At 51.9% G+C, this 19750-nt stretch carries 18 protein-coding genes; 15 read left to right on the forward strand and 3 right to left on the reverse strand.

What is annotated here, in order from left to right; all coding sequences use genetic code 11:
• Positions 1-57 precede the first annotated feature (57 nt).
• The 5 genes from ABD949_RS01795 to ABD949_RS01815 all read left to right on the forward strand — a co-directional run bounded on the left by ABD949_RS01795 (position 58) and on the right by ABD949_RS01815 (position 7273).
• Positions 58-348 carry a hypothetical protein gene (locus tag ABD949_RS01795; RefSeq protein ID WP_345239997.1) on the forward strand — a complete coding sequence of 97 codons (291 nt, stop codon included), beginning with the start codon at positions 58-60 and terminating at the stop codon, positions 346-348.
• Positions 349-444: 96 nt separating this feature from the next.
• Positions 445-1521 (forward strand): efflux RND transporter periplasmic adaptor subunit, encoded by a 1077-nt coding sequence (locus tag ABD949_RS01800; protein ID WP_345239998.1) that lies wholly within the window; start codon positions 445-447, stop codon positions 1519-1521.
• Positions 1522-1561: 40 nt separating this feature from the next.
• Complete coding sequence (locus ABD949_RS01805; protein ID WP_345239999.1) at positions 1562-4768, forward strand: efflux RND transporter permease subunit; 3207 nt, start codon at positions 1562-1564, stop codon at positions 4766-4768.
• Entirely contained in the window at positions 4758-6206 is a 1449-nt protein-coding gene (locus ABD949_RS01810) for a TolC family protein (RefSeq protein WP_345240002.1), read from the forward strand. Before ABD949_RS01805 ends, ABD949_RS01810 begins: the two co-directional genes overlap by 11 nt.
• 200 nt (positions 6207-6406) lie before the next feature.
• Positions 6407-7273 (forward strand): DMT family transporter, encoded by an 867-nt coding sequence (locus tag ABD949_RS01815; RefSeq protein WP_345240004.1) that lies wholly within the window; start codon positions 6407-6409, stop codon positions 7271-7273.
• Positions 7274-7372: 99 nt separating this feature from the next.
• On the opposite strand, the gene ABD949_RS01820 is transcribed toward ABD949_RS01815, so the two are convergent.
• Entirely contained in the window at positions 7373-8491 is a 1119-nt protein-coding gene (locus tag ABD949_RS01820; RefSeq protein ID WP_345240005.1) for an MBL fold metallo-hydrolase, read from the reverse strand.
• Positions 8492-8593: 102 nt separating this feature from the next.
• Between ABD949_RS01820 and ABD949_RS01825 the strand changes: the two genes are divergently transcribed.
• The 10 genes from ABD949_RS01825 to ABD949_RS01870 all read left to right on the forward strand — a co-directional run bounded on the left by ABD949_RS01825 (position 8594) and on the right by ABD949_RS01870 (position 17314).
• On the forward strand, positions 8594-9193 hold the full coding sequence (locus tag ABD949_RS01825) for a Crp/Fnr family transcriptional regulator (RefSeq protein ID WP_345240007.1): 600 nt from the start codon (positions 8594-8596) through the stop codon (positions 9191-9193).
• Between the two features lie 77 nt (positions 9194-9270).
• A complete protein-coding gene (locus tag ABD949_RS01830) occupies positions 9271-9870 on the forward strand; it encodes a DinB family protein (RefSeq protein ID WP_345240009.1) in 600 nt (199 codons plus the stop codon).
• Positions 9871-9968: 98 nt separating this feature from the next.
• The gene (locus ABD949_RS01835) at positions 9969-10451 is read left to right on the forward strand and encodes a GAF domain-containing protein (RefSeq protein WP_345240011.1); all 483 of its coding nucleotides are present in this window, start codon (positions 9969-9971) and stop codon (positions 10449-10451) included.
• A 139-nt stretch (positions 10452-10590) separates the two neighbouring features.
• Positions 10591-11430: a DUF1206 domain-containing protein gene (locus ABD949_RS01840; protein WP_345240013.1), complete on the forward strand. Its 840-nt coding sequence runs from the start codon at positions 10591-10593 to the stop codon at positions 11428-11430.
• Positions 11431-11594: 164 nt separating this feature from the next.
• Complete coding sequence (locus ABD949_RS01845) at positions 11595-12632, forward strand: DUF3500 domain-containing protein (RefSeq protein WP_345240015.1); 1038 nt, start codon at positions 11595-11597, stop codon at positions 12630-12632.
• 181 nt (positions 12633-12813) lie between these two features.
• Complete coding sequence (gene glgP, locus ABD949_RS01850) at positions 12814-14463, forward strand: alpha-glucan family phosphorylase (RefSeq protein WP_345240017.1); 1650 nt, start codon at positions 12814-12816, stop codon at positions 14461-14463.
• 114 nt (positions 14464-14577) lie between these two features.
• Positions 14578-15441: a universal stress protein gene (locus tag ABD949_RS01855; protein ID WP_345240018.1), complete on the forward strand. Its 864-nt coding sequence runs from the start codon at positions 14578-14580 to the stop codon at positions 15439-15441.
• A 92-nt stretch (positions 15442-15533) separates the two neighbouring features.
• Positions 15534-16352, forward strand: a complete 819-nt coding sequence (locus ABD949_RS01860; protein WP_345240020.1) for a universal stress protein — start codon at positions 15534-15536, stop codon at positions 16350-16352.
• Between the two features lie 90 nt (positions 16353-16442).
• A complete protein-coding gene (locus ABD949_RS01865; RefSeq protein WP_345240021.1) occupies positions 16443-17186 on the forward strand; it encodes a universal stress protein in 744 nt (247 codons plus the stop codon).
• Positions 17153-17314 (forward strand): hypothetical protein, encoded by a 162-nt coding sequence (locus ABD949_RS01870; RefSeq protein WP_345240023.1) that lies wholly within the window; start codon positions 17153-17155, stop codon positions 17312-17314. The genes ABD949_RS01865 and ABD949_RS01870 overlap by 34 nt, the downstream gene beginning before the upstream one ends.
• A 98-nt stretch (positions 17315-17412) precedes the next feature.
• Here ABD949_RS01870 and ABD949_RS01875 read toward each other — a convergent pair whose 3' ends face one another.
• Both ABD949_RS01875 and ABD949_RS01880 read right to left on the reverse strand, forming a co-directional pair.
• Positions 17413-19083: a sulfatase family protein gene (locus tag ABD949_RS01875; RefSeq protein ID WP_345240025.1), complete on the reverse strand. Its 1671-nt coding sequence runs from the start codon at positions 19081-19083 to the stop codon at positions 17413-17415.
• Between the two features lie 292 nt (positions 19084-19375).
• Entirely contained in the window at positions 19376-19720 is a 345-nt protein-coding gene (locus ABD949_RS01880; RefSeq protein WP_345240026.1) for a hypothetical protein, read from the reverse strand.
• Positions 19721-19750 lie beyond the last annotated feature (30 nt).

Genomic DNA, 19750 nt, shown 5'->3' on the forward strand with positions numbered 1-19750 from the left:
TCACACCGTTCTAATATTGTCAGGCGTGCTTTGTATCAGTCACAGAAGATACAAGGTATGCAGCGTCGGACTTTTCCCTCTATTTTACTCTACGGGTTTGGGCTCGCATTAGCGCTTTCGCTCATGTTCAACGGCTATTTGCTATACAGGCAGAGCCGTCAGCGAAGCCTCAATGAATACGAGTTATATAACACGGCTAACCTGTTGAACCCTGCGGCCTACCAACAGCAGCTTTCAGAATGCATACGGGCCAACGAACAGAAAGACAGCCTGCTTCGCCGGCTGGAGCAGGCACCTAACGCACCTCCGGGCAAGGCTGTTGCCGTTCAGCACTCTGCGGCACCATAGCCTTCGTAAAAACACAAACCGCTTTCTAGCCTCTCAGGCATTTTCACATATCTGTCTTTTAAAATCGTCAAAAATCCCCTGAATTATAAAAAATACATGAAACAAGTCCTCATGTTCATCAGCTTGTGTGCCATCTGGGGCTGTTCAAGCTTTGCTAATAAAGAAGAAGAACCGAAGGAAGAACAAACCAGGTTTCTAGTGACCAGCCCCTTGCAAAAGGACACAACGGTTATTAAAGACTACGTCTGTCAGATCCATTCAATACAGCATATTGAACTCAGAGCGCTCGAGAAAGGCTATCTGCAGAAGATTTATGTGGACGAAGGCCAGTTCGTACCAAAAGGGCAGCTTATGTTTCAGATCATGCCCATGCTCTACCAGGCCGAACGCCAAAAGGCGGAAGCCGAAGTTAATTTCGTGGGTATTGAGTACCAGAACACCAAAAAGCTGGCCGACAGCAATGTCGTCTCCCGTAATGAGCTGGCCTTGGCCAAGGCCAAATTAGATAAGGCCAAAGCAGAATTGACCCTGGCCCAGACTCATCTGCAATTTACCCAGATCAGAGCCCCGTTCTCCGGTATTATGGACCACTTCCAGGTACGGCTGGGGAGCCTTGTCGATGAAGGTGATTTGCTGACCACGTTATCTGACAACAGCAAAATGTGGGTTTATTACAACGTTCCGGAAGCAGAATACCTTGATTATAAGGCAACCAACGGACAGACAAAAGTTAATCTGCTCATGGCCAACAATAAGCTGTTCGAGTATCCCGGCGTAGTTGAAACCATTGAAGCTGACTTTAACAATGAAACCGGAAATATTGCGTTCCGGGCCACCTTCCCTAATCCTAAAAGGCTGTTACGACACGGAGAAACAGGTAGCATCCAGATGACGGTACCGCTGAAGAATGCGCTGATCATTCCGCAGAAAGCCACCTTCGAAGTGCTGGAAAAGAAGTATGTATATGTGGTGGATAAAGACAACATGATCCGGTCGAGGGACATCACCATAGCCGCCGAGTTACCCCACATTTTCGTCGTTAAAGCGGGGCTGAACAAAGGGGATAAGATCCTGCTGGAAGGCTTACGGCAGGTACGGGAAAATCAGAAGATACAGTACAAATTCCTGCAGCCTGATTCGGTCATCAATCAGTTGGACTTATACGCCGAGTAAGCCTCTTTCCAGAAAATCAGCCAGCAGAAGCCTAGAAAATATGTTTAGTAAATTCATACGCCGACCGGTATTTGCCATTGTCATATCAGTCATGATCGTCTTTATTGGGATACTGGCCATCAAGAAATTGCCAATTTCTCAATTCCCGGATATTGCCCCCACCACCGTCAATATCTTTATTGCCTACCCCGGCTCCAGTGCCGATGTCCTGGTCAAATCTACGCTGATTACGCTGGAACAGGCCATCAACGGGGTTCAGGATATGCGGTATATAGCGACCGATGCTACCAGCGCGGGCGAGGCTACCCTGCGGATTATTTTTGAGCCGGGTACGGACCCCAACGATGCCGTTATCCGGGTAAAAACCAGGGTAGACCAGGTGATGCCGCTGCTGCCGGAACTGGTTCAGCGGGAAGGGGTCATTATTACGCCCATCCAGCCAAGTATGCTGATGTACGTTAACCTCTACTCCAAGACGAAGAGCATAGACGAGAAATTCCTGTTCAACTACGCTACCGTGAAGATGATCCCCGAGATCCAGCGGACCCGGGGGGTAGCCAGAGCGCAGATATTGGGGAGCCGCCGGTATGCGATGCGCGTCTGGCTGAACCCCGACCGCATGCGGGCCTATAACATCTCCGTCGAGGAGGTCATGAAAGCATTAGGCGAACAGAGCATCATTGGCCGACCCGGCCGGATCGGCCAAAGCTCCGGTATAGCGGCCCAGTCGTTGGAATATGTGCTCACCTACAAAGGCCGGTATAACAAGCCGGAAGAGTATGAAAGTATTATTATCCGGGCCAATGCAGCAGGCGAAAGCATTCACCTGAAGGATATTGCCACAGTAGAACTGGGCAGTGAATTCTTTGACATCTATTCAAACCTGGACGGCCACGCGTCGGCCGCCATTGTGTTGAAGCAGAACTACGGCAGTAATGCCAGTGATGTGATTGCCGAGGTAAAAGAAAAGCTTGCGGAAATGAAAGCTTCCTTTCCGCCGGGTATGGACTATAAAATCAGCTATGATGTCTCCCAGTTTCTGGATGCGTCGATCGAGCAGGTCATTCATACCCTGCGCGATGCCTTTCTCCTGGTCGCCTTTGTGGTGTTCATCTTCCTGGGCGACTGGCGTTCTACCCTGATCCCGATCCTGGCGGTGCCGGTATCGCTGATCGGTGCGTTTTTTGTGATTCAATTCTTCGGGCTTTCCATCAACCTGGTAACGCTCTTTGCCCTGGTGCTGGCGATTGGTATTGTGGTGGATGATGCCATTGTGGTGGTCGAGGCCGTACACGCCAAGATGGAAGAAGAGCCGCATCTGACGCCTTATGGTGCGGTTAAAAAAGTGCTTGGGGAAATCAGTGGCGCCATTATCGCCATTACCATGGTAATGGTGTCGGTATTCCTGCCCATATCCTTTATGTCGGGCCCGGTTGGGACCTTTTACCGGCAGTTCTCCATTACCATGGCCAGTTCAATCGTGATTTCGGCGCTGATCGCGCTGACGCTGACGCCCGTGTTGTGTGCCATGCTGTTGAAAAATCACAATAGTCATCCCAAGAAGAAGAACCTGCTGACCAGAGCGCTCGACAGTTTCAACCGGTCGTTTGATAAACTGACCGGCCGGTACGTGAGCCTGTTGAAACTGATCGTCAACCGGAGAGTCGTAACGTTCGGCGTATTGCTAGCCTTTTGTGCGGGCATATTCTACGAAAATACCATTCTGCCGGCCGGTTTCATTCCGAACGAAGACCAGGGCACGATTTACGCCATTATCCAGACCCCTCCGGGCTCTACCCTGGAGAAAACCAACGAGGTGTCGCAACGGCTCCAGAAAATCTGTGAAGACATCGAAGGGGTAGAATCGGTATCGTCGCTGGCCGGTTACGAGATCATGACCGAAGGCCGGGGTTCCAACGCCGGTACCTGCCTGATCAACCTGAAACCCTGGTCGGATCGTCACCAGAACGTGAAGGAGATTATGGAGGAACTGGAGGAGAAATCGAAAGGTCTGGGAGCCATTGTTGAGTTCTTTGAACCACCCGCCATTCCGGGATTTGGTACCTCAGGCGGTTTTTCCATGCGTTTGCTGGACAAAACGACGGATACAGACTATCGCGAATTCGATAAAATCAATAAAGAGTTCATGGATAATCTGGGCAAGCGCAAAGAACTCACCGGCCTGTTTACCTTTTTTGCAGCCAATTATCCGCAATACGAACTGGAGATCGACAATAATCTGGCGATGCAAAAAGGCGTATCCATCGGGAGTGCCATGGAAAACCTGAATATCCTGATTGGCAGCACCTACGAACAGGGCTTCATTAAGTTCAATCAGTTTTTCAAAGTGTACGTACAATCTTACCCCAGCTTCAGACGGCTTCCTTCCGATCTGTTAAAGCTGTTTGTCAAGAATGATCATGGCGAAATGGTACCCTACTCAGCCTTCATGCGGCTGAAAAAAGGCCAGGGGCCCAATGAAATTACCCGGTTCAATTTGTATAACTCATCCGCCATTCAGGGCCTTCCGGCCAAGGGTTATACCACCGCCGATGCCATACACGCCATCCGGGAGGTTGCCGCCAAGACATTACCAAGGGGGTACGACATTGCTTTTGAAGGCCTTTCCTATGACGAGTCGATCCGGGGAAATGAAGCGCTGTATGTGTTCCTGATTGTCCTGGCCTTTGTCTACTTTGTGCTTGCCGCGCAGTACGAAAGCTTCATCATTCCGCTGGCGGTGGTGTTTTCGCTGCCGGCTGGGGTATTTGGTTCGTTTTTGCTGCTGAAGCTGATGGGGCTGGAAAACAACATTTATGCTCAGATCGGCCTTATCATGCTGGTGGGTCTGCTAGGTAAAAACGCCGTCCTGATCGTTGAGTTTGCCGTTCAGAAGCGCCAACAGGGCGAAACGATCCTGAACGCAGCCATTGAAGGAGCCAGGGTCCGTTTCCGCCCTATCCTGATGACCTCCTTCGCTTTTGTTGCCGGTTTGATACCCTTAATTATTGCTACGGGGGCAGGCGCTATTGGTAACAGAACCATTGGTGCGTCTGCGCTGGGTGGGATGTTGTTCGGCACCATTTTCGGAGTCATCATCATCCCTGGTTTATACTACATATTTGGCCATCTGGCCGATGGCCGGAAGATGATCAGGGGGGAAGAAGATGATCCGCTGACCGAAAGCCTGGTTCATCAATTAGACACGTTTCCTGTAACTGAAGAAAGTACGAATCATGTTCAATAAACGCATACATAGATGGTTGGACCGCGTCGGCGTACCGATAGCCTGCCTGTCATTTGCCTTTGCAGCCTGTAAAACGCCTGCTTTACTTACCAGAACAGAGAACAGGACATTGCCTGCTTATTTCAACAACGCGCAGGATTCGACGAACACGGCAAAAATCAGTTGGCGCAGCTTCTTTACCGACCCCACCCTGGTTGCGCTGATTGATACAGCCCTGAAAAACAACCAGGAGCTGAACATCACGACGCAGGAACTAGAGATCGCCCGCAACGAAGTCAGAACCCGACAAGGGGAATACCAGCCTTTTGTCGGACTGAGAGGGGGCGCCGGTGTCGATAAAGTTGGCCGCTATACGCTGCCGGGTGCTACCGTGGAAGCCACCGAAATCAAACCCGGCAAAAGTACGCCCGATCCGCTGCCTAACCTCTACGGGGGAGCTTACGCTACCTGGGAAATAGACATCTGGCATAAGCTCCGCAATGCCAAGAAGGCAGCCGTGAACCGGTACCTGGCCAGCGTGGAAGGCCGAAACTTCACGGTGACGAATCTGATTTCCGAGATCGCCAATTCGTATTATGAATTACTGGCGCTGGATAATGAACTGGAGATTGTCCGGCAGAACATCGAGATTCAGACTAATGCGCTGCGAATTGTCCGTATCCAAAAAGAGGCCACCCGCGTAACCGAACTGGCCGTACGCCGGTTTGAAGCCCAGGTGCTGAACACCCAGAATTTGCAGTATGGCATTCAGCAGCGGATTGTCGAGACGGAGAACCGGATCAACTTCCTGACAGGTCGCTACCCACAGCCGGTTGCCCGGAACTCGCAAAACTTCAATGACCTGGTGCCGGCTACCATGTATGTGGGTCTTCCGTCGCAACTGCTGGCTAATCGTCCCGATATCCGGCAGGCCGAACAGGAACTGGAAGCCGCCAGGCTGGATGTCAAAGTAGCCAAAGCCCGGTTTTATCCGTCATTGGGCATTTCGGCTAATCTGGGTTATATGGCTTTCAATCCGGCCTATTTGCTGAAAACCCCGGAGTCATTAATTTTTGGATTAGCAGGCGATCTGGCAGGACCGCTGATCAACAAAAACGCGATTATCGCCACTTACTACAGTGCCAATGCCCGGCAGATTCAGGCCGTTTATAATTACGAACGGACCATTCTGAACGCGTACATGGAGGTGGCCAATCAGCTGGCGAAGATCAATAATCTGGCGAAGAGTTATGACGTAAAGGCGAAAGAGGTGCAGGCGCTTACCCAGTCCATCACGATTTCGAATAGCCTGTTCAACTCGGCCCGGGCCGATTATATGGAAGTTCTGCTGACCCAGCGCGATGCACAGGAATCCCGGTTTGACCTGATTGAGACCAAGATGCAGCAGCTCAATGCTGTGGTCAATATTTACCGGGCGCTGGGTGGCGGCTGGAATTAAATAGGCATAAACTGATTTTTATTACCTTTGTACAAAGTTTTTCATGAATCACACGAGTTGTATCTCCCCTCCGGGCCTTTAAATTGTCGATAACGTGTTGACGCATGAAAACCCGCCCCAACTCCATTGGGGCGGGTTTTCATGCGTCAACATTTACCTCATTGTTCATTTAATGTTCCGTACAGGTTAGAATACATTTCATGAAAAAATCATATCTGGTATTACATATTGCGGTAATACTTGCCGGCTTTACCGGCGTATTCGGTAAGCTGATCTCTCTGAATGAAGGGCTGCTGGTCTGGTATCGTGTCTTCTTCTCGGCTGTTTGGCTGTTCTTTATCCTGAAGCTTGTCAACGTAAATACGTTAATCGATCGCCAGGAAAAGGTTGATGTCGCCAAAGTTGGCCTTTTTATCACAATCCACTGGTTGTTTTTTTATGCCAGCATCAAGTACGCCAACATCTCCATTGGGGTTGTGTGTTATTGCCTGACCAGCTTTTTCACCGCCATTTTCAGCGGATTTATTAAGAAAAAATTCGTTGCTTCGGAGCTGTTACTGAGTTTGCTTACCTTGTTTGGCATTGGCTTGATTTTCCATTTTGACGCCACCTATCAGGTAGGCATTGCGCTGGGGACTATCTCATCTGCTTTTGCGGCTCTTTACACGCTCTATAACGAGCGACTAGTGCAACGGTACGACAGCAAGGTGATTAACTATTATCAGATGATCGGCGGAACGGTTGGCCTGGGCGTTTTACTGCCTGCCTATCTGTATATATTCCCCGCTACCAGCCTTCTTCCCGGCTTAAAAGATCTGGTGTACCTGCTGCTTTTGTCCTTGTTTTGTACGGTTGGCTTATACGTTTTATTTGCGGAATCCTTGAAGCGAATCCCAGCCTTTACCGTCAACCTGAGCTTTAATCTGGAGCCGATCTATGCCATTATAATGGCGTTTCTGTTCTTTGGCGAGAGCAAGACCGTGAATGCATCGTTTTATCTTGGCTTGTTTTTCGTGATGGCATCGGTTGCGTTGCAGAGCCTGCTGTCTATCCGGGCAAAAGCATAGCGGGAAATCAGGGGTCATTTCTTCCCTGAGAAATGACCCCTGATTATTCCCAATTGGCCCGTCACAAACCATTGGCAGTATTTACCAAACGGTTTGTGTTCACGGATACTCCTCCCACCAGCGCGCCTGCGGCAGCGCCTGCCCCAGCACCACCATTTCACCGATCCGGGGAGTCGTGAGCGTCAGGCCGAGTTCCTGGCCTTTTTTGGTTACGCGCCGGATGGGGTCGCGCCAGGTATGCAGCGCCAGATTGAACTTGCCCCAATGAATGGGCATCATTACGGTAGCTTTTACATCCACGGCGGCCTGGGCGGTTTCTTCCGGCATCATGTGAATATTGGCCCAGTCTTCGTTATAGGCTCCGCACTCCAGCAGGGCCAAGTCAAACGGACCGTATTTTTCGCCGATCTGCCCGAAGCCATGGTAGTAGCCGGAGTCAGCTCCGTAGTACACCCGCTTTTCCTTCCCTTTCAAAACCCACGAGGCCCAGAGCGTGGTGTTGCGGTTGGTGAGCGCCCGGCCCGAGAAGTGCCGGGCGGGGGTGCAGACTAAGGTGATGTTTTCATCGAAGGTCACCGAGTTCCACCAATCCAGCTCCGTAATAGCGCTGTGCGGAATACCCCACTTGATGAGGTGAGCGCCCACGCCCAGCGGCACATAAAACCGGTTGACTTTGTCTTTTAACTGGAGCATGGTCTGGTAATCGAGGTGGTCGTAGTGGTCGTGCGACAGAATTACGGCATCAATCGGCGGCAATTCGTCTACCTGGATGTTGTGGTCGTAGTTGAAGCGTTTGGGTCCTATAAACGAAACCAGTGATGCCCGCTCGCCCACCAATACCGGGTCGGTCAGAAAGGTTTTGCCGTGCATCCGGATCAGCAGCGACGAATGGCCAAACCAGCAGACCGCTACTTCATCCGGTCCCAGGGCCGCAAACCGCTTCGCATCAAACCGTACGGTTTTCAGGGTTTGGGCGGGTTCGGTATCCTCTCCTCCGCGCAGAAACCGCCACATCACGCTCAGCATCTTGCTACCGGGAATGTCCATGGTGGTCTCCACCAGATTCTGAAACTTACCGTCGCGGTAGTTGGGGGAGGCTTCAATACGCTTCAGCCGATCATCGGCGGGATTGCTGCCTACCTGAGGTGCCAGTTGGATGAAGGAATAGCCTACAAGAACCATAAGCAGAATAGCGGAAATCAGAATGAGAAGGGTCATTTTTACGATGCGTTTCACAGTAGCAGGAGCAATAGTGGCAATTTACAGTGTTTCTCAGCCTCCTAAAGGTACAAGTTTACGCTGAATCATTAGTTTTAGCTATTGATTTACACGAACGGCGGGGTGGAACAGGAAGCATTACAAAAACTGGTTTTTAAAACGTATCCGCTGCCGGACGACGAGTGGCAAGCCTTTGCTGCCTGCTGGCACCCGGTAAACTACAAGCGCAGGACGGTGATAACCGCAGCCGGCGAGGTTGAGCGGTACCTCTACTTTGTACTGGAGGGTGTGCAGCGGGCCTACTACCTGGGCGAAGGACACAAAGAGGTAACGTTAATCTTTTCGTATACCGGCTCCTTTTCCGGCATCGCCGATTCGTTTCAGCTCCAGCGTCCGTCGCGCTATTACCTCGAAACCCTCACCGCCAGCCGATTCCTCCGGATGACGTATTCGGATTTTGCCCAGCTGATTGACAAACACCCAGCGATCAGCCGATGGGCTCACCTGGCCACGGCCCAGGCTATGTCGGGTTTGATGGACCGGTATATTGAGATTGCCACCTATTCTGCCGAAGAGAAATTCCGGGTGTTGCTGACCCGCAGCCCGCATGTACTGCAATTGATTCCTCACAAATACCTGGCCTCCTACCTTGGGCTGGACCCCACAACATTCAGTAAACTAATGGCGTCGGTAAAATTGTGAGCGGGGGTAAAATCTTGGTCTGCACCAAGATTTTTTCGGATAGCCTTCGGTAGTTTTATGTTACAAAACACTCAGGTATGACAAACTTTAACAGCGGGAGTTTGCTTCGGCAACAGCAACAGGAGGTAGAACAGCTTATTCAAATTGTAGAGGAGCTTAGTGTATTACCAACTCACCAGTTGTTACAGGCTCCCGCAATCGGGCAGTGGAGCATCGCTCAGTGCCTGGAACACCTGAACAGCTACGGGCACTACTACCTGCCTTTAATGGAGCAGGCTATCCGGCAGGGTGAAGCGCGTCAGTTGCCCCCAACCGATACCTTCCGCAGCAGCTGGCTGGGCGACTATTTCACCAATGCCATGCTTCCCAAAGCTGACGGCTCCATCGGCTACAAAGCCAAGGCATTCAAAAACCACCAGCCCAAACCCCAACTGGACGCCAAGGCAGTACTCACCAAGTTTCTTCGACAGCAGCATCAATTGATCCACCTGTTGCAGCAGGCGCAGTCAGTTAATATAGGCCGGTTGAAGATACCCATCTCCATTGCCCGCTGGATCAGTCTGCCATTGGGTGATGCCTTCCGGTTTCTCATCGCCCATGAGGTCCGTCATGTGTTGCAGGCGCAAAAAGCCCGCAAGGCTATTCTGCCCAGCGGACCTTCTTTGGTAAGTCAGTAAAGTCACGTTTTAAAACCTCTAGGAGCTGATCTTGCTCAGTTTTGCTTGACTAGGTCGGCAGAGTCGGCGTTATTTGCCACAAACTTGACGACTACAACATGACTATAGATACCGCCCCTGTTTTTAACTTTTTAGAGAGTCAGCCCGAAGCAATCGAGTGGAACCAACTCCTGAGCAAAATCCTGACCGCCTTCGACTGCACTACGGGTACCATACATACGCTCGACCCCGACACCAATCTGCTGCACCTGAAAGCCCAGCAGGGTATCCCTGAGTTTCTGCTGCCCAAAATGACGGTTATACCCGTCGGCAAAGGCATGGCGGGGGTAGCCGCCGAACGCCGGCAGCCAGTGCAGATATGCAACCTGCAAACGGATGAATCGGGCGTAGCCCGTCCCTCAGCCCGGGATACGAAGGTAGAGGGTTCCATGACGGCCCCGCTGATGCTGGACGGAGAGTTATACGGTACCCTGGGAATCGCTAAACCGGTACCCTACGATTTTACCGAGGAAGAAACGAACACGCTGATGCAAATTGGGGAAGCAATCAGCCGGAAACTGGCGGTTCAACCAAGTGCCTGAGCGGGCACAGTTTTTCTTTACAACCTGATTGTCAGCAGAAAACCTTCAGATAAGACAATTAAACATTTATCGCCTAAATCTATTCTTTTGTTAGTGTGGAGATTCCACGGAATAACAACAGACATTAATGATTTAGACGATGGATTTTTCAGCTATTTCTTCCAATATAACATCTCCGCGACCCGAGTGGGTACAGCGCTTCGCCCGATTTGGCCTGACGGCCAAAGGTATTGTATACTGTCTGGTAGGTATTCTGGCCTTCATGGCCGCCTTTGAACTTGGCGGAAACTCAGAGCAAAATCTAAATAAACAGGGTATATTCCAGTTTATTCTGGAGCAACCATTCGGTCAGGTGCTGCTGGCCCTGGTGGCTGTTGGGCTGATTTGTTACGCCCTTTGGCGGCTGACGCAGGCCTTTATGGATACTGAACGAAAAGGAACCGACGCGAAAGGCATTGCCCGGCGGATCGGATACGCCTTCAGCGGCTTAGTTTATGGGACACTGGCTTTTTACGCTGTTAAGATGGTTCTGGGAAGTTCTTCCGGTTCGGGAGGTGGTAACTCCCGCCAGACACTGGCTCGTAAACTCCTTGAGCAGCCGTTTGGTCAGTGGCTGGCGGGGGCCGTCGCGCTGGGTATCATCGGCATTGGGATTTACCAGATTTACCGGGCTTATTCGGGCAAATACCTGAAAAAAATTCAGTCGTCCCGATTACCGACGGATAAGCAACATCTGCTCATTCAGACGGGTAAAGTGGGGTATACTGCCCGCGGAATTGTGTGGGGTATCATTGGCTTCCTGTTCATGAAGGCGGCCATCAACGCCAATGCACAGGAAGCGGGTGGCAGCAGCAGCGCCTTTGCGTTTCTGGAGAACTCCAGCTATGGCTCGTTTCTGCTGGGAGCCGTAGCCATCGGGTTGCTTTGCTACGGCATCTTTATGTTTGTCCGCGCCAAGGCGGAAGTTATTAATACGTAGTTTTAATCCAGATAATGTGCCAGCCAAGGAATATTGAAGTGTATTCGCAACCAGGTTAGCCTGTAGAGGTTCCCAAACACGCCTATTTGCTAATCCGTGGTGCGCATGAATTGCAAATCCGTGGTAGGTTTTGTACCTTTTCCCTCCTAACCAAAACCCTTACCATGAAAGCTTTAGTAACCCTGATGGCCCTGGGGCTGCTGGCGTTTACGCCCCCCAAAAAAGAGCCGGTCAGCAAAGCCATGGCCTCGGCTGTGCGAACCTTCCTCAATGCGCTGGATGCCGAACAACGGAAACAGGCTATCTTCCCCTTCGATAGCGACGAGCGATTTAACTGGCATTTTGTGCCCCGCGAGCGCAAAGGCCTGCCGCTGAAGCAGATGAACGACAAGCAGCGGCAGGCAGCTATGGCCCTGCTGAAAACCGCGCTGAGTGAGCAGGGTTACACCAAGGCTACGGCCATTATTGATCTGGAAAATGTCTTGCGCATTGTCGAGAAACGGCCGGCCAACGATACCTACCGCGATCCCGAAAACTTTTCGTTTACCGTTTTTGGCGAGCCCTCGGAGAAGGAGCCCTGGGGCTGGCGGATCGAAGGGCACCACCTGTCGCTGCACTTTTCGTCGCTGACCAACAAGATCATCGATATGACGCCGGCCTTCATGGGCAGCAATCCCGGTGAGGTGCGCATTGAGGGACCGCAAAAAGGCAAGCAGATTCTGAAGCAGGAAACGGCGCTGGGCTATGCCCTGCTGAACTCCCTTACGGAAGACCAGCTGAAGAAAGCCGTTATCTCGGAAACCTGCCCCAACGACATCGTCACGAGTAACAAGCGAAAAGCCTCACTCGACAAACAGGAGGGACTGGCGTATGCCGACATGACCAGCCCTCAGCAGAAGCTGTTTCTGGACCTGCTGAACACCTATCTCGGCAATTTCCATGTCACGCTGGCCGATCAGCAGCTGGACCGGCTAAAACAGGCCGGGCTTGATAAACTGATGTTTGCCTGGATGGGTGACCGGCAGCCCGGCTTTGGCCCCGGCAAGGGCCAGTATTACCGCATTCACGGTCCTACCCTGCTGATCGAATACGACAACAGCCAGAACCAGGCCAACCACATCCACTCCGTGGTGCGCGACCTGACCAAAGACTTCGGCGATGACCTGCTGACGGAGCATTATAAAAGCCAACATGGGAAGTAGTATTGGTTCAATGGTTAATTGGTTTACTGGGTATGAAACGGCTCTCCGTACAAATGGAGAGCCGTTTTTATGACCTCAATCAGCTTTATATGTAAACTTTATCATAGCCTTAAGAGGTTTTTAGCGTCGTATCTTCGCGCAGCAATAAACAAGACGTTAACTCCGCTAACTATTCACCATCGTGTCCACTTCGTTTGCACACCCTTACACGTTCGACCCCAAATACACCCGAAGCGTCGCCTATTTCTCAATGGAATACGCCATTCACCAGCCGCTCAAGATCTACGCCGGTGGGCTTGGCTACCTCGCCGGTTCGCACATGCGCAGTGCCGCCCAACTGCTGCAAAACCTGGTGGGTGTAGGTATTCTCTGGAAATACGGCTATTATGATCAGGTGCGGCAGCCCGACCAGCGAATGGGCGTATCGTTTGTCGAAAAGGTGCATGGGTTTCTGGAGTCTACCAATATAAAATTTAAGATACGGGTTAATCACTCGACCGTTACCGTCACAGCATACTACCTGCCTCCGCATCATTTTGGCACCGTACCCATGTTTCTGCTGAGTACCGACCTGCCCGAAAACGATTACCTGGCGCAGACCATTACCCATAAACTATATGACCCAAACCCGGAAACCCGCATCGCCCAGAGTATTCTGCTCGGTATCGGGGGGGTGAGGTTACTGGATGAATTGGGGATGATACCGGATATCTACCACCTCAACGAATCCCATGCGCTGCCACTGGTGTTTGCCCTGTACGAGAAATGGCAGGACTGGCAGAAAGTGCAGGAACACCTGGTGTTTACCAACCACACGCCCGAAGCCGGCGGCAATCAGAAAACCGATATGCGGTTTCTGGAGCGACTGAGCTTTTTTGGCCAGGTACCTACAGACGAAGTAAGACGGTACTTTCAGCCCGAAGGAGACATACTCGATCATACCCTGGCAGCTCTGCAACTGGCCAAAGTCTCTAATGGTGTGTCCAGAATGCATACCCGGACGCTCCGGCAGATGTACAGCAACCGGCCGCAGCTTGAGCCGATTGTCAGCATCACCAACGCCCAGAATGAACACTATTGGGCGGATGCGCGCTTATACGAACACCTCCGCAACCAGGATGACGAAGCAATCACCCACCGGAAAAAACACCTGAAACACCCGCTGCTGGAGGAGATAGCCGACCAAACCGGTAAGCTATACAAACCAGAGGTGCTGACCATCGTCTGGGCTCGCCGGTTTGCCGGATACAAACGTGCCGACTTACTGTTACACGACCTCGAACGCTTTCACCGTTTGATCGCCAACTCCGCCTTTCCGGTTCAGTTTATCTGGGCGGGCAAACCCTACCCGGCCGACTACCAGGGCATCGGTATTTTCGACCGGATTGTCGATCTCAGCAAGCACTACCCCAACTGCGCCATTCTGACCGGCTATGAACTGCGTCTTTCGAAGATCCTGAAACAGGGAGCCGATGTCTGGCTGAATACCCCCCGCGTCACCCGCGAAGCCTCCGGCACCAGCGGAATGACGGCCGCCATGAACGGAGCCATCAATGTCTCGACCCTCGACGGCTGGATTCCTGAATTTATCCGGGACAAGGTCAACGGGTTTGTCATTCCGCCGGTCGATAGCCAGTTGTCAACCTTTGAACAGGATCAGGCCGATGCCGGTCAGTTGTATGATTTGCTGGAGCAGGTGGTTATCCCGATGTATTACCAGCAGCCGGCACAGTGGCTTTCGGTCATGAAGAATAGCCTGGATGATGTTGTGCCTTACTTCGACTCCGACCGAATGGCGGCCGAGTATTACGACCGGCTGTATAACGGATAAACACCTCAGGCTGGGGTTGGAGCCGGACGGCTACTGCCCGGACAAGGCCATAAAACAAAAATTAAATGTTCTACTATTAAACAAAAACACATACTGGCGGTCTAATACCTAGCCATGAAAAAGATACTATTATTAACCGACTTCAGCAAAGCCTCTAAAAAGGCCATTCTCTTCGCTCAGACTTTGTTTAGCGATGCGGCCTCGGAGTTTCATCTGCTGCACTCTTATACTGTCGATACCAGCGGGTCTTTTGGTGATACAACGTTTCATCAGGAAGCGGAAAAGCAGGTTCGGCAACAGTTGAACAGCTTGCTGAGTGAAATAACCACCCAGCCAGTGCCAGATCACCACAGGTATCTGACCCGGACCTATCCCAACACAACCGTCGACGCGGTTGAGTGGATACTGTCGAAGGAACACTTCGACTACGTAGTGTTAGGAGCCACCGGCAGAGGAAACAATGAGTATTTCGGTAGTGTGGCTACCAGCATCATACGCACCGTTAAAACCAGTGTATTGGTCGTGCCGGAAACGGTACCCAGCCGGCCTGTTCAGCGGGTGGTTCTGGCAACGGATTATCATTCGGTCAACCACCTGCGCTCCTTACGGCCGTTGAAGGAACTACTCACCATGAAAGGTGCCAATCTGACGTTCCTGACTATTAACGGACCGGAGCACGACAACTCGTCTGTTTCAGAAAAGAGCCAGCAGTTTGCCGCCTATTTTGATACGATCAACACGGACGCATTTTCTATCCGCAACAATGAAGTGGAAAGAGGCATCGACGAGTATCTGGCTACGCACCCGGTTGATCTGCTGGTTACGGTACCGCACCACCGCAGTTTGCTCGACCTTGTAACCGGCCGCAGTATTACGCGGAAGCTGGCTTACAAACCCCGTGTTCCCCTGCTAACGGTATATGATCCCGAAGATCTGCCTATTGAAATAGACGAAAAGGATGTTTATAAGGCAGGCTGAAGACTGAGCGCAAACAGTTTCCGGCCTGATGCCGGTCATGGGCCGCTGGCTACGGGCTTTCTACCTTTGTATCAATCCCTTAAGATACAGGTATGAAAACCATCGTATTAGCGACCGACTTTTCAGAGAACTCCCGTTACGCCAGCGACTTTGCCCTCCGGATTGCCGGACGTAGCGACACCCGGCTTGTGCTTCTGCATGTATATCGTTCATGGGCTGGGCATACCTATACCACAGACAGTCTGATCTCTATCCCTGAATACGAGAAAGCCCAGGCCGAACGGAAGCTATCCGACCTGATGAGTCAGTTGCAGGACGAGGCTAAAGGCAGTGTCGACATTTCCATTCTAGCTCAGGAGGGCCTGACCAAAGATGTTATCAACGAGGTAGTAGCCGAACAGCAAGCCGACCTGCTCATCATGGGCACGGCCGGCAGCCATTCTGAGGGAGTGCGCTACTTTGGCAGTCTGGCCACAGACATGATTCCGGACATCCAGGCACCCATGTTGCTGATACCACCTAAAGCCGCGTTTAACAGTTTCGAAAATATTGTTATCGCCGTTGATCTGACGCATTCAATTGATGCCGTAGCCCTCGACAATGCCGTTCGGTTTGCCAATCTGTTCGGGGCCTGTCTGAATGTTGTCTGCGTCACCGAAGAACCCGGCCAGCCAAACATCCAGCGGTCAGCCGAACGCATCCGCGACATGCTGAAACACCAGCCGCATACCTTCAGCATTCTTCCGGGTACAGACCTTCCGCTTACGTTAATGAACTTTGCGGCCGAGAATCGCGCCGATCTGATCATGATGCTGCCTAAGCAGCACAGCTGGTGGCACCGGCTCATTACCGAAGGTAATACCCAGCAGGTAGCCCGGCAGTCGGATATACCCGTGCTCGCGGTGGTATAAATGTCCCAGCCAGCAGGAATGCTGGCTTTCTCCCTGACATTCTCTCAAAAACCCTAAACGCAGACGGCCGGAAGCAGTCTGGTACAGACCATGAAAAAGATCCTCTTATTAACCGACTTTAGCGAAGCCTCCAGGAAAGCTATTCACTTCGCCCAGGCTATGTTCAGTGATGTTGCCGCGGAATTCCAGTTGCTGCATACCTATTTCGTTGATACCGACGGTCCCTATGGTGCCGCCCTTTTCTTTCAGGAAGCGGAGAAAAAAGCCCGGCGGGATCTGAACCGGCTGCTGGCGGAAGTAACAACCCAGCCGGTACCCGATTATCATAAATACACAACGCGCACCTACCCAGGCACCACGGTCGGCACGGTCGAGTGGATACTGACACAGGAACACTTCGACTATGTGGTACTGGGTGCCACCGGTGAAGGCAACAACGAGCTGTTCGGCAGCGTAGCCACCGGCATTATTCGTACCGCAAAAACCAATGTGCTGGTTGTGCCGGCAACCGCTTCCATCCGGCCCCTTCAACAGGTAGTTCTGGCTACCGATTACCAGTCGGTCAACCACCTGCATTCGCTGCGGCCGCTCAAGGATCTGCTGACGGTGAAAAGCGCTGGCCTGACCTTGCTGACCATCAAAGGACCGGAACCTGCCGAACCCCTCTCCCTGGATGAAAGCCGGCCATTTGCCAGTTACTTCGATACGGTTAATACAGATACCTACTTTATCCGCCACGATGAGGTGGAGAAAGGTATTGATGAGTATCTGGTCACCCATTCCGTTGACTGCTGGTTACGGTGCCGCACCACCGCAGTCTGCTCGACATCCTGACCGGCCGGAGTGTTACACGGAAACTGGCCTGCAAGCCCCGTGTGCCCTTGCTGACGATGTACGATCCCGAAGTACTCGCCATTGAATTTGAGGACCAGAACGTGTATATGGCAGGCCGTCCCGACTAGGCAACATTGGCGGCTTTTTAGCCGCTGCGAATAGCATTAATGGGCAACCCGGACTCCTGAGCCGTACCTGCCGGGCCAATGAAGTTGAGAGTTTCAGGTCATTGTGGACTGCTCGCGAACAACTTGAGCGCTTCGTCATCCTTGTTCCGGACGATATGCTCCCGGAGCTGCGCTTTCAACGTAGCGGTGATTTTTTCGTAGCCTTTCTGACCGTACAGATTCTTCATATTATGCGGGTCTTTCTGGATGTCGTATAACTCCCAGAAGTTGTCCGGTCCGTAGAAACGGGCAATGGTATACCGGTCCGTGCGCAGGCCAAAATGAGGGGCTACCCGATGCGGTTCCGGATATTCATAATAGTGGTAATACGCCTGGTCCAGCCAGTTGGCTTTTTTACCCGTCAATACCGGCAGGAACGATTTTCCCTGCAAGGTCTGAGGTATAGCCGTACCGGTCATGCTTAATATGGTTGGTGCCCAGTCTACATTCGATACCACATTCCGCACCTGCGTGCCAGGCTTGATAACACCCGGATAGCGAATGACAAACGGCGTTTTCAGTGACTCTTCATAAATCCACCGCTTATCGAACCAGCCGTGCTCGCCCAGGTAAAAACCCTGGTCGGAGGTGTAAATAACCACCGTGTTCTTGGCCAATCCGGTTTTATCTAAGTAATTAAGCAGCTTACCGATGTTGCGGTCCAGCGAATTCGCCGTAGCCAAATAATCCCGCATATACCGCTGGTACTTCCACTCCACCAGGGCTTTTCCGCTCAGCTTCTTCTCGTCGAACTCCCGGGTGATGCGATTATAGTAGCTGGAAAAAGCTTTTTTCTGCTCGGGCGTGAGTCGGCGGTAGGTTCCGTTCCGAACAAAATTCTCCAGTTGCTTATCAAGTGCCGGTGTCATTTCCTGATTGCGAAAATAGGCCTGGTGTAACTCGGCTTTTTCCTGGGCAACCTTAGCTTCATCGAGGTCATAATCCACATGAATTTTAAGGTCTTCCTTCAACCGCATCGTCTTGTCGATGGTCATGTCCTGCTTCTGGGCGGCCAGCCGACCCTCGTAATTGTCGTAAAACGTAGGTGGCAGGGGAAAGGTAACGTTATCGTAACCGCCTAAATCCTCAATGGCGGGTAACCACTCCCGGTGTGTGGCCTTATGCCCAACCACCAGAAAGAATGGTTTGTCTGGGTCCCGCTTATCCAGCCACTCGGTCGAAAGCTGGGTCACCACATCCGTTACGTAGCCGTTATAGCGTTTGGTCTGGTTTTGCGTATTAACAAAATCCGAGTTGTAATAGCTGCCGTGGCCGGGTAGGATATTGAGGTAATCGAAACCGTGGGGCAGACTACCCAGGTGCATCTTACCGACCCAGGCTGTCTGGTAGCCGTTTTTCTGCAACTCTTCGGGAAAGACCGGCTGATTAACGTCGAATACCTTTTCGTTGAACTTATAGCCGTTGGTATGGCTGAATTTACCCGTCAGCAACGTCGCCCGGCTTGGTCCACAGATGGAGTTAGAGATGATGTTGTTGTACAGGATAGCCCCCTCCCGCGCAATGCGGTCGATGTTGGGGGTTTTGGCCAGCTTACTGCCGTAGGCGCTGATGGCCTGGGAGGTATGGTCGTCGGAAATAATGAAGATGATGTTGGGTCGGGGGGGTGGCGTCTGCTTTTCCGCTTCCGGCACAAACGCCGACGCGATGGACAATACCAAAGCCAGAATGACCGTTCCTTGGAGCCAGGCAGGCAGGGATGACAACTTCATGATTGAGTAAGGGTTAAATTGACGTTGGGTGAACCGGCACGCTGGTCAGCTGAGCCATAAACGTTCTACACCAATACTAAAGCAAAATACCGGTACTTGCTAACTACTCACGCAGCGAAATCCGGTATGGGCCAGCTCCGTATCCGAACTGGCTTTCATCCGGGCCGATGCAAAGAAAACCTTCCGGTTAGTAGCTGGTCACCGTTCAGGCGGCCATGCACTACGTCCGGAAGGTTTTCTTTTGTGAGACTCCCAAAAACTGGGCTAAGGCAGAGGGTTGGCAGTAAGCTTTTTACCGGGATTGAGCCACCCGTGCCGATACATTGTCAAGGGTTTCGGCCAGGTTCCGTAGCCGGTCCGCCGTATTGCTGTCTGATGTTTCGCCCGCAGCCCGTTTGGTGAGCTTACTCAGGGAGTGGAGCGAGCCGGCAATTTGCGGGGCTCTTCCGCCTTTCAGGGCTTGTTTTAGTTCTTCCAGTTCGTACGCTACATTGTCGAGGGTCAGGTCGCCGGCACCAAGCGCCTTCACCCATTGGTCGATCAGGTCGTTGACCTGCGGCTGCATTGATTCAGCATCCTGCTCCAGACCCGTCAGGGTCTTATCCAGCAGTTGTTGGGCATTACCGTTGTTAACCATATATGTTCGAAATTTGGTTCTCCTGTTAAC

The organism is Nibrella saemangeumensis, from assembly GCF_039541915.1.
In the GTDB taxonomy this organism is placed as follows: Bacteria; Bacteroidota; Bacteroidia; order Cytophagales; family Spirosomataceae; genus Nibrella; species Nibrella saemangeumensis.

Bases quoted from the DNA above. Each gene is read 5' to 3' on its own strand.
- ABD949_RS01835 (WP_345240011.1), top strand. From the start codon at position 9,969: ATGACTATAGATACCGCCCCTGTTTTTAACTTTTTAGAGAGTCAGCCC.
- ABD949_RS01855 (WP_345240018.1), top strand. From the start codon at position 14,578: ATGAAAAAGATACTATTATTAACCGACTTCAGCAAAGCCTCTAAAAAG.
- ABD949_RS01820 (WP_345240005.1), bottom strand. From the start codon at position 8,491: ATGACCCTTCTCATTCTGATTTCCGCTATTCTGCTTATGGTTCTTGTA.
- ABD949_RS01860 (WP_345240020.1), top strand. From the start codon at position 15,534: ATGAAAACCATCGTATTAGCGACCGACTTTTCAGAGAACTCCCGTTAC.
- ABD949_RS01795 (WP_345239997.1), top strand. From the start codon at position 58: ATGCAGCGTCGGACTTTTCCCTCTATTTTACTCTACGGGTTTGGGCTC.
- ABD949_RS01830 (WP_345240009.1), top strand. From the start codon at position 9,271: ATGACAAACTTTAACAGCGGGAGTTTGCTTCGGCAACAGCAACAGGAG.
- ABD949_RS01845 (WP_345240015.1), top strand. From the start codon at position 11,595: ATGAAAGCTTTAGTAACCCTGATGGCCCTGGGGCTGCTGGCGTTTACG.
- ABD949_RS01875 (WP_345240025.1), bottom strand. From the start codon at position 19,083: ATGAAGTTGTCATCCCTGCCTGCCTGGCTCCAAGGAACGGTCATTCTG.
- ABD949_RS01880 (WP_345240026.1), bottom strand. From the start codon at position 19,720: ATGGTTAACAACGGTAATGCCCAACAACTGCTGGATAAGACCCTGACG.
- ABD949_RS01810 (WP_345240002.1), top strand. From the start codon at position 4,758: ATGTTCAATAAACGCATACATAGATGGTTGGACCGCGTCGGCGTACCG.
- ABD949_RS01800 (WP_345239998.1), top strand. From the start codon at position 445: ATGAAACAAGTCCTCATGTTCATCAGCTTGTGTGCCATCTGGGGCTGT.
- ABD949_RS01865 (WP_345240021.1), top strand. From the start codon at position 16,443: ATGAAAAAGATCCTCTTATTAACCGACTTTAGCGAAGCCTCCAGGAAA.
- ABD949_RS01840 (WP_345240013.1), top strand. From the start codon at position 10,591: ATGGATTTTTCAGCTATTTCTTCCAATATAACATCTCCGCGACCCGAG.
- ABD949_RS01815 (WP_345240004.1), top strand. From the start codon at position 6,407: ATGAAAAAATCATATCTGGTATTACATATTGCGGTAATACTTGCCGGC.
- ABD949_RS01805 (WP_345239999.1), top strand. From the start codon at position 1,562: ATGTTTAGTAAATTCATACGCCGACCGGTATTTGCCATTGTCATATCA.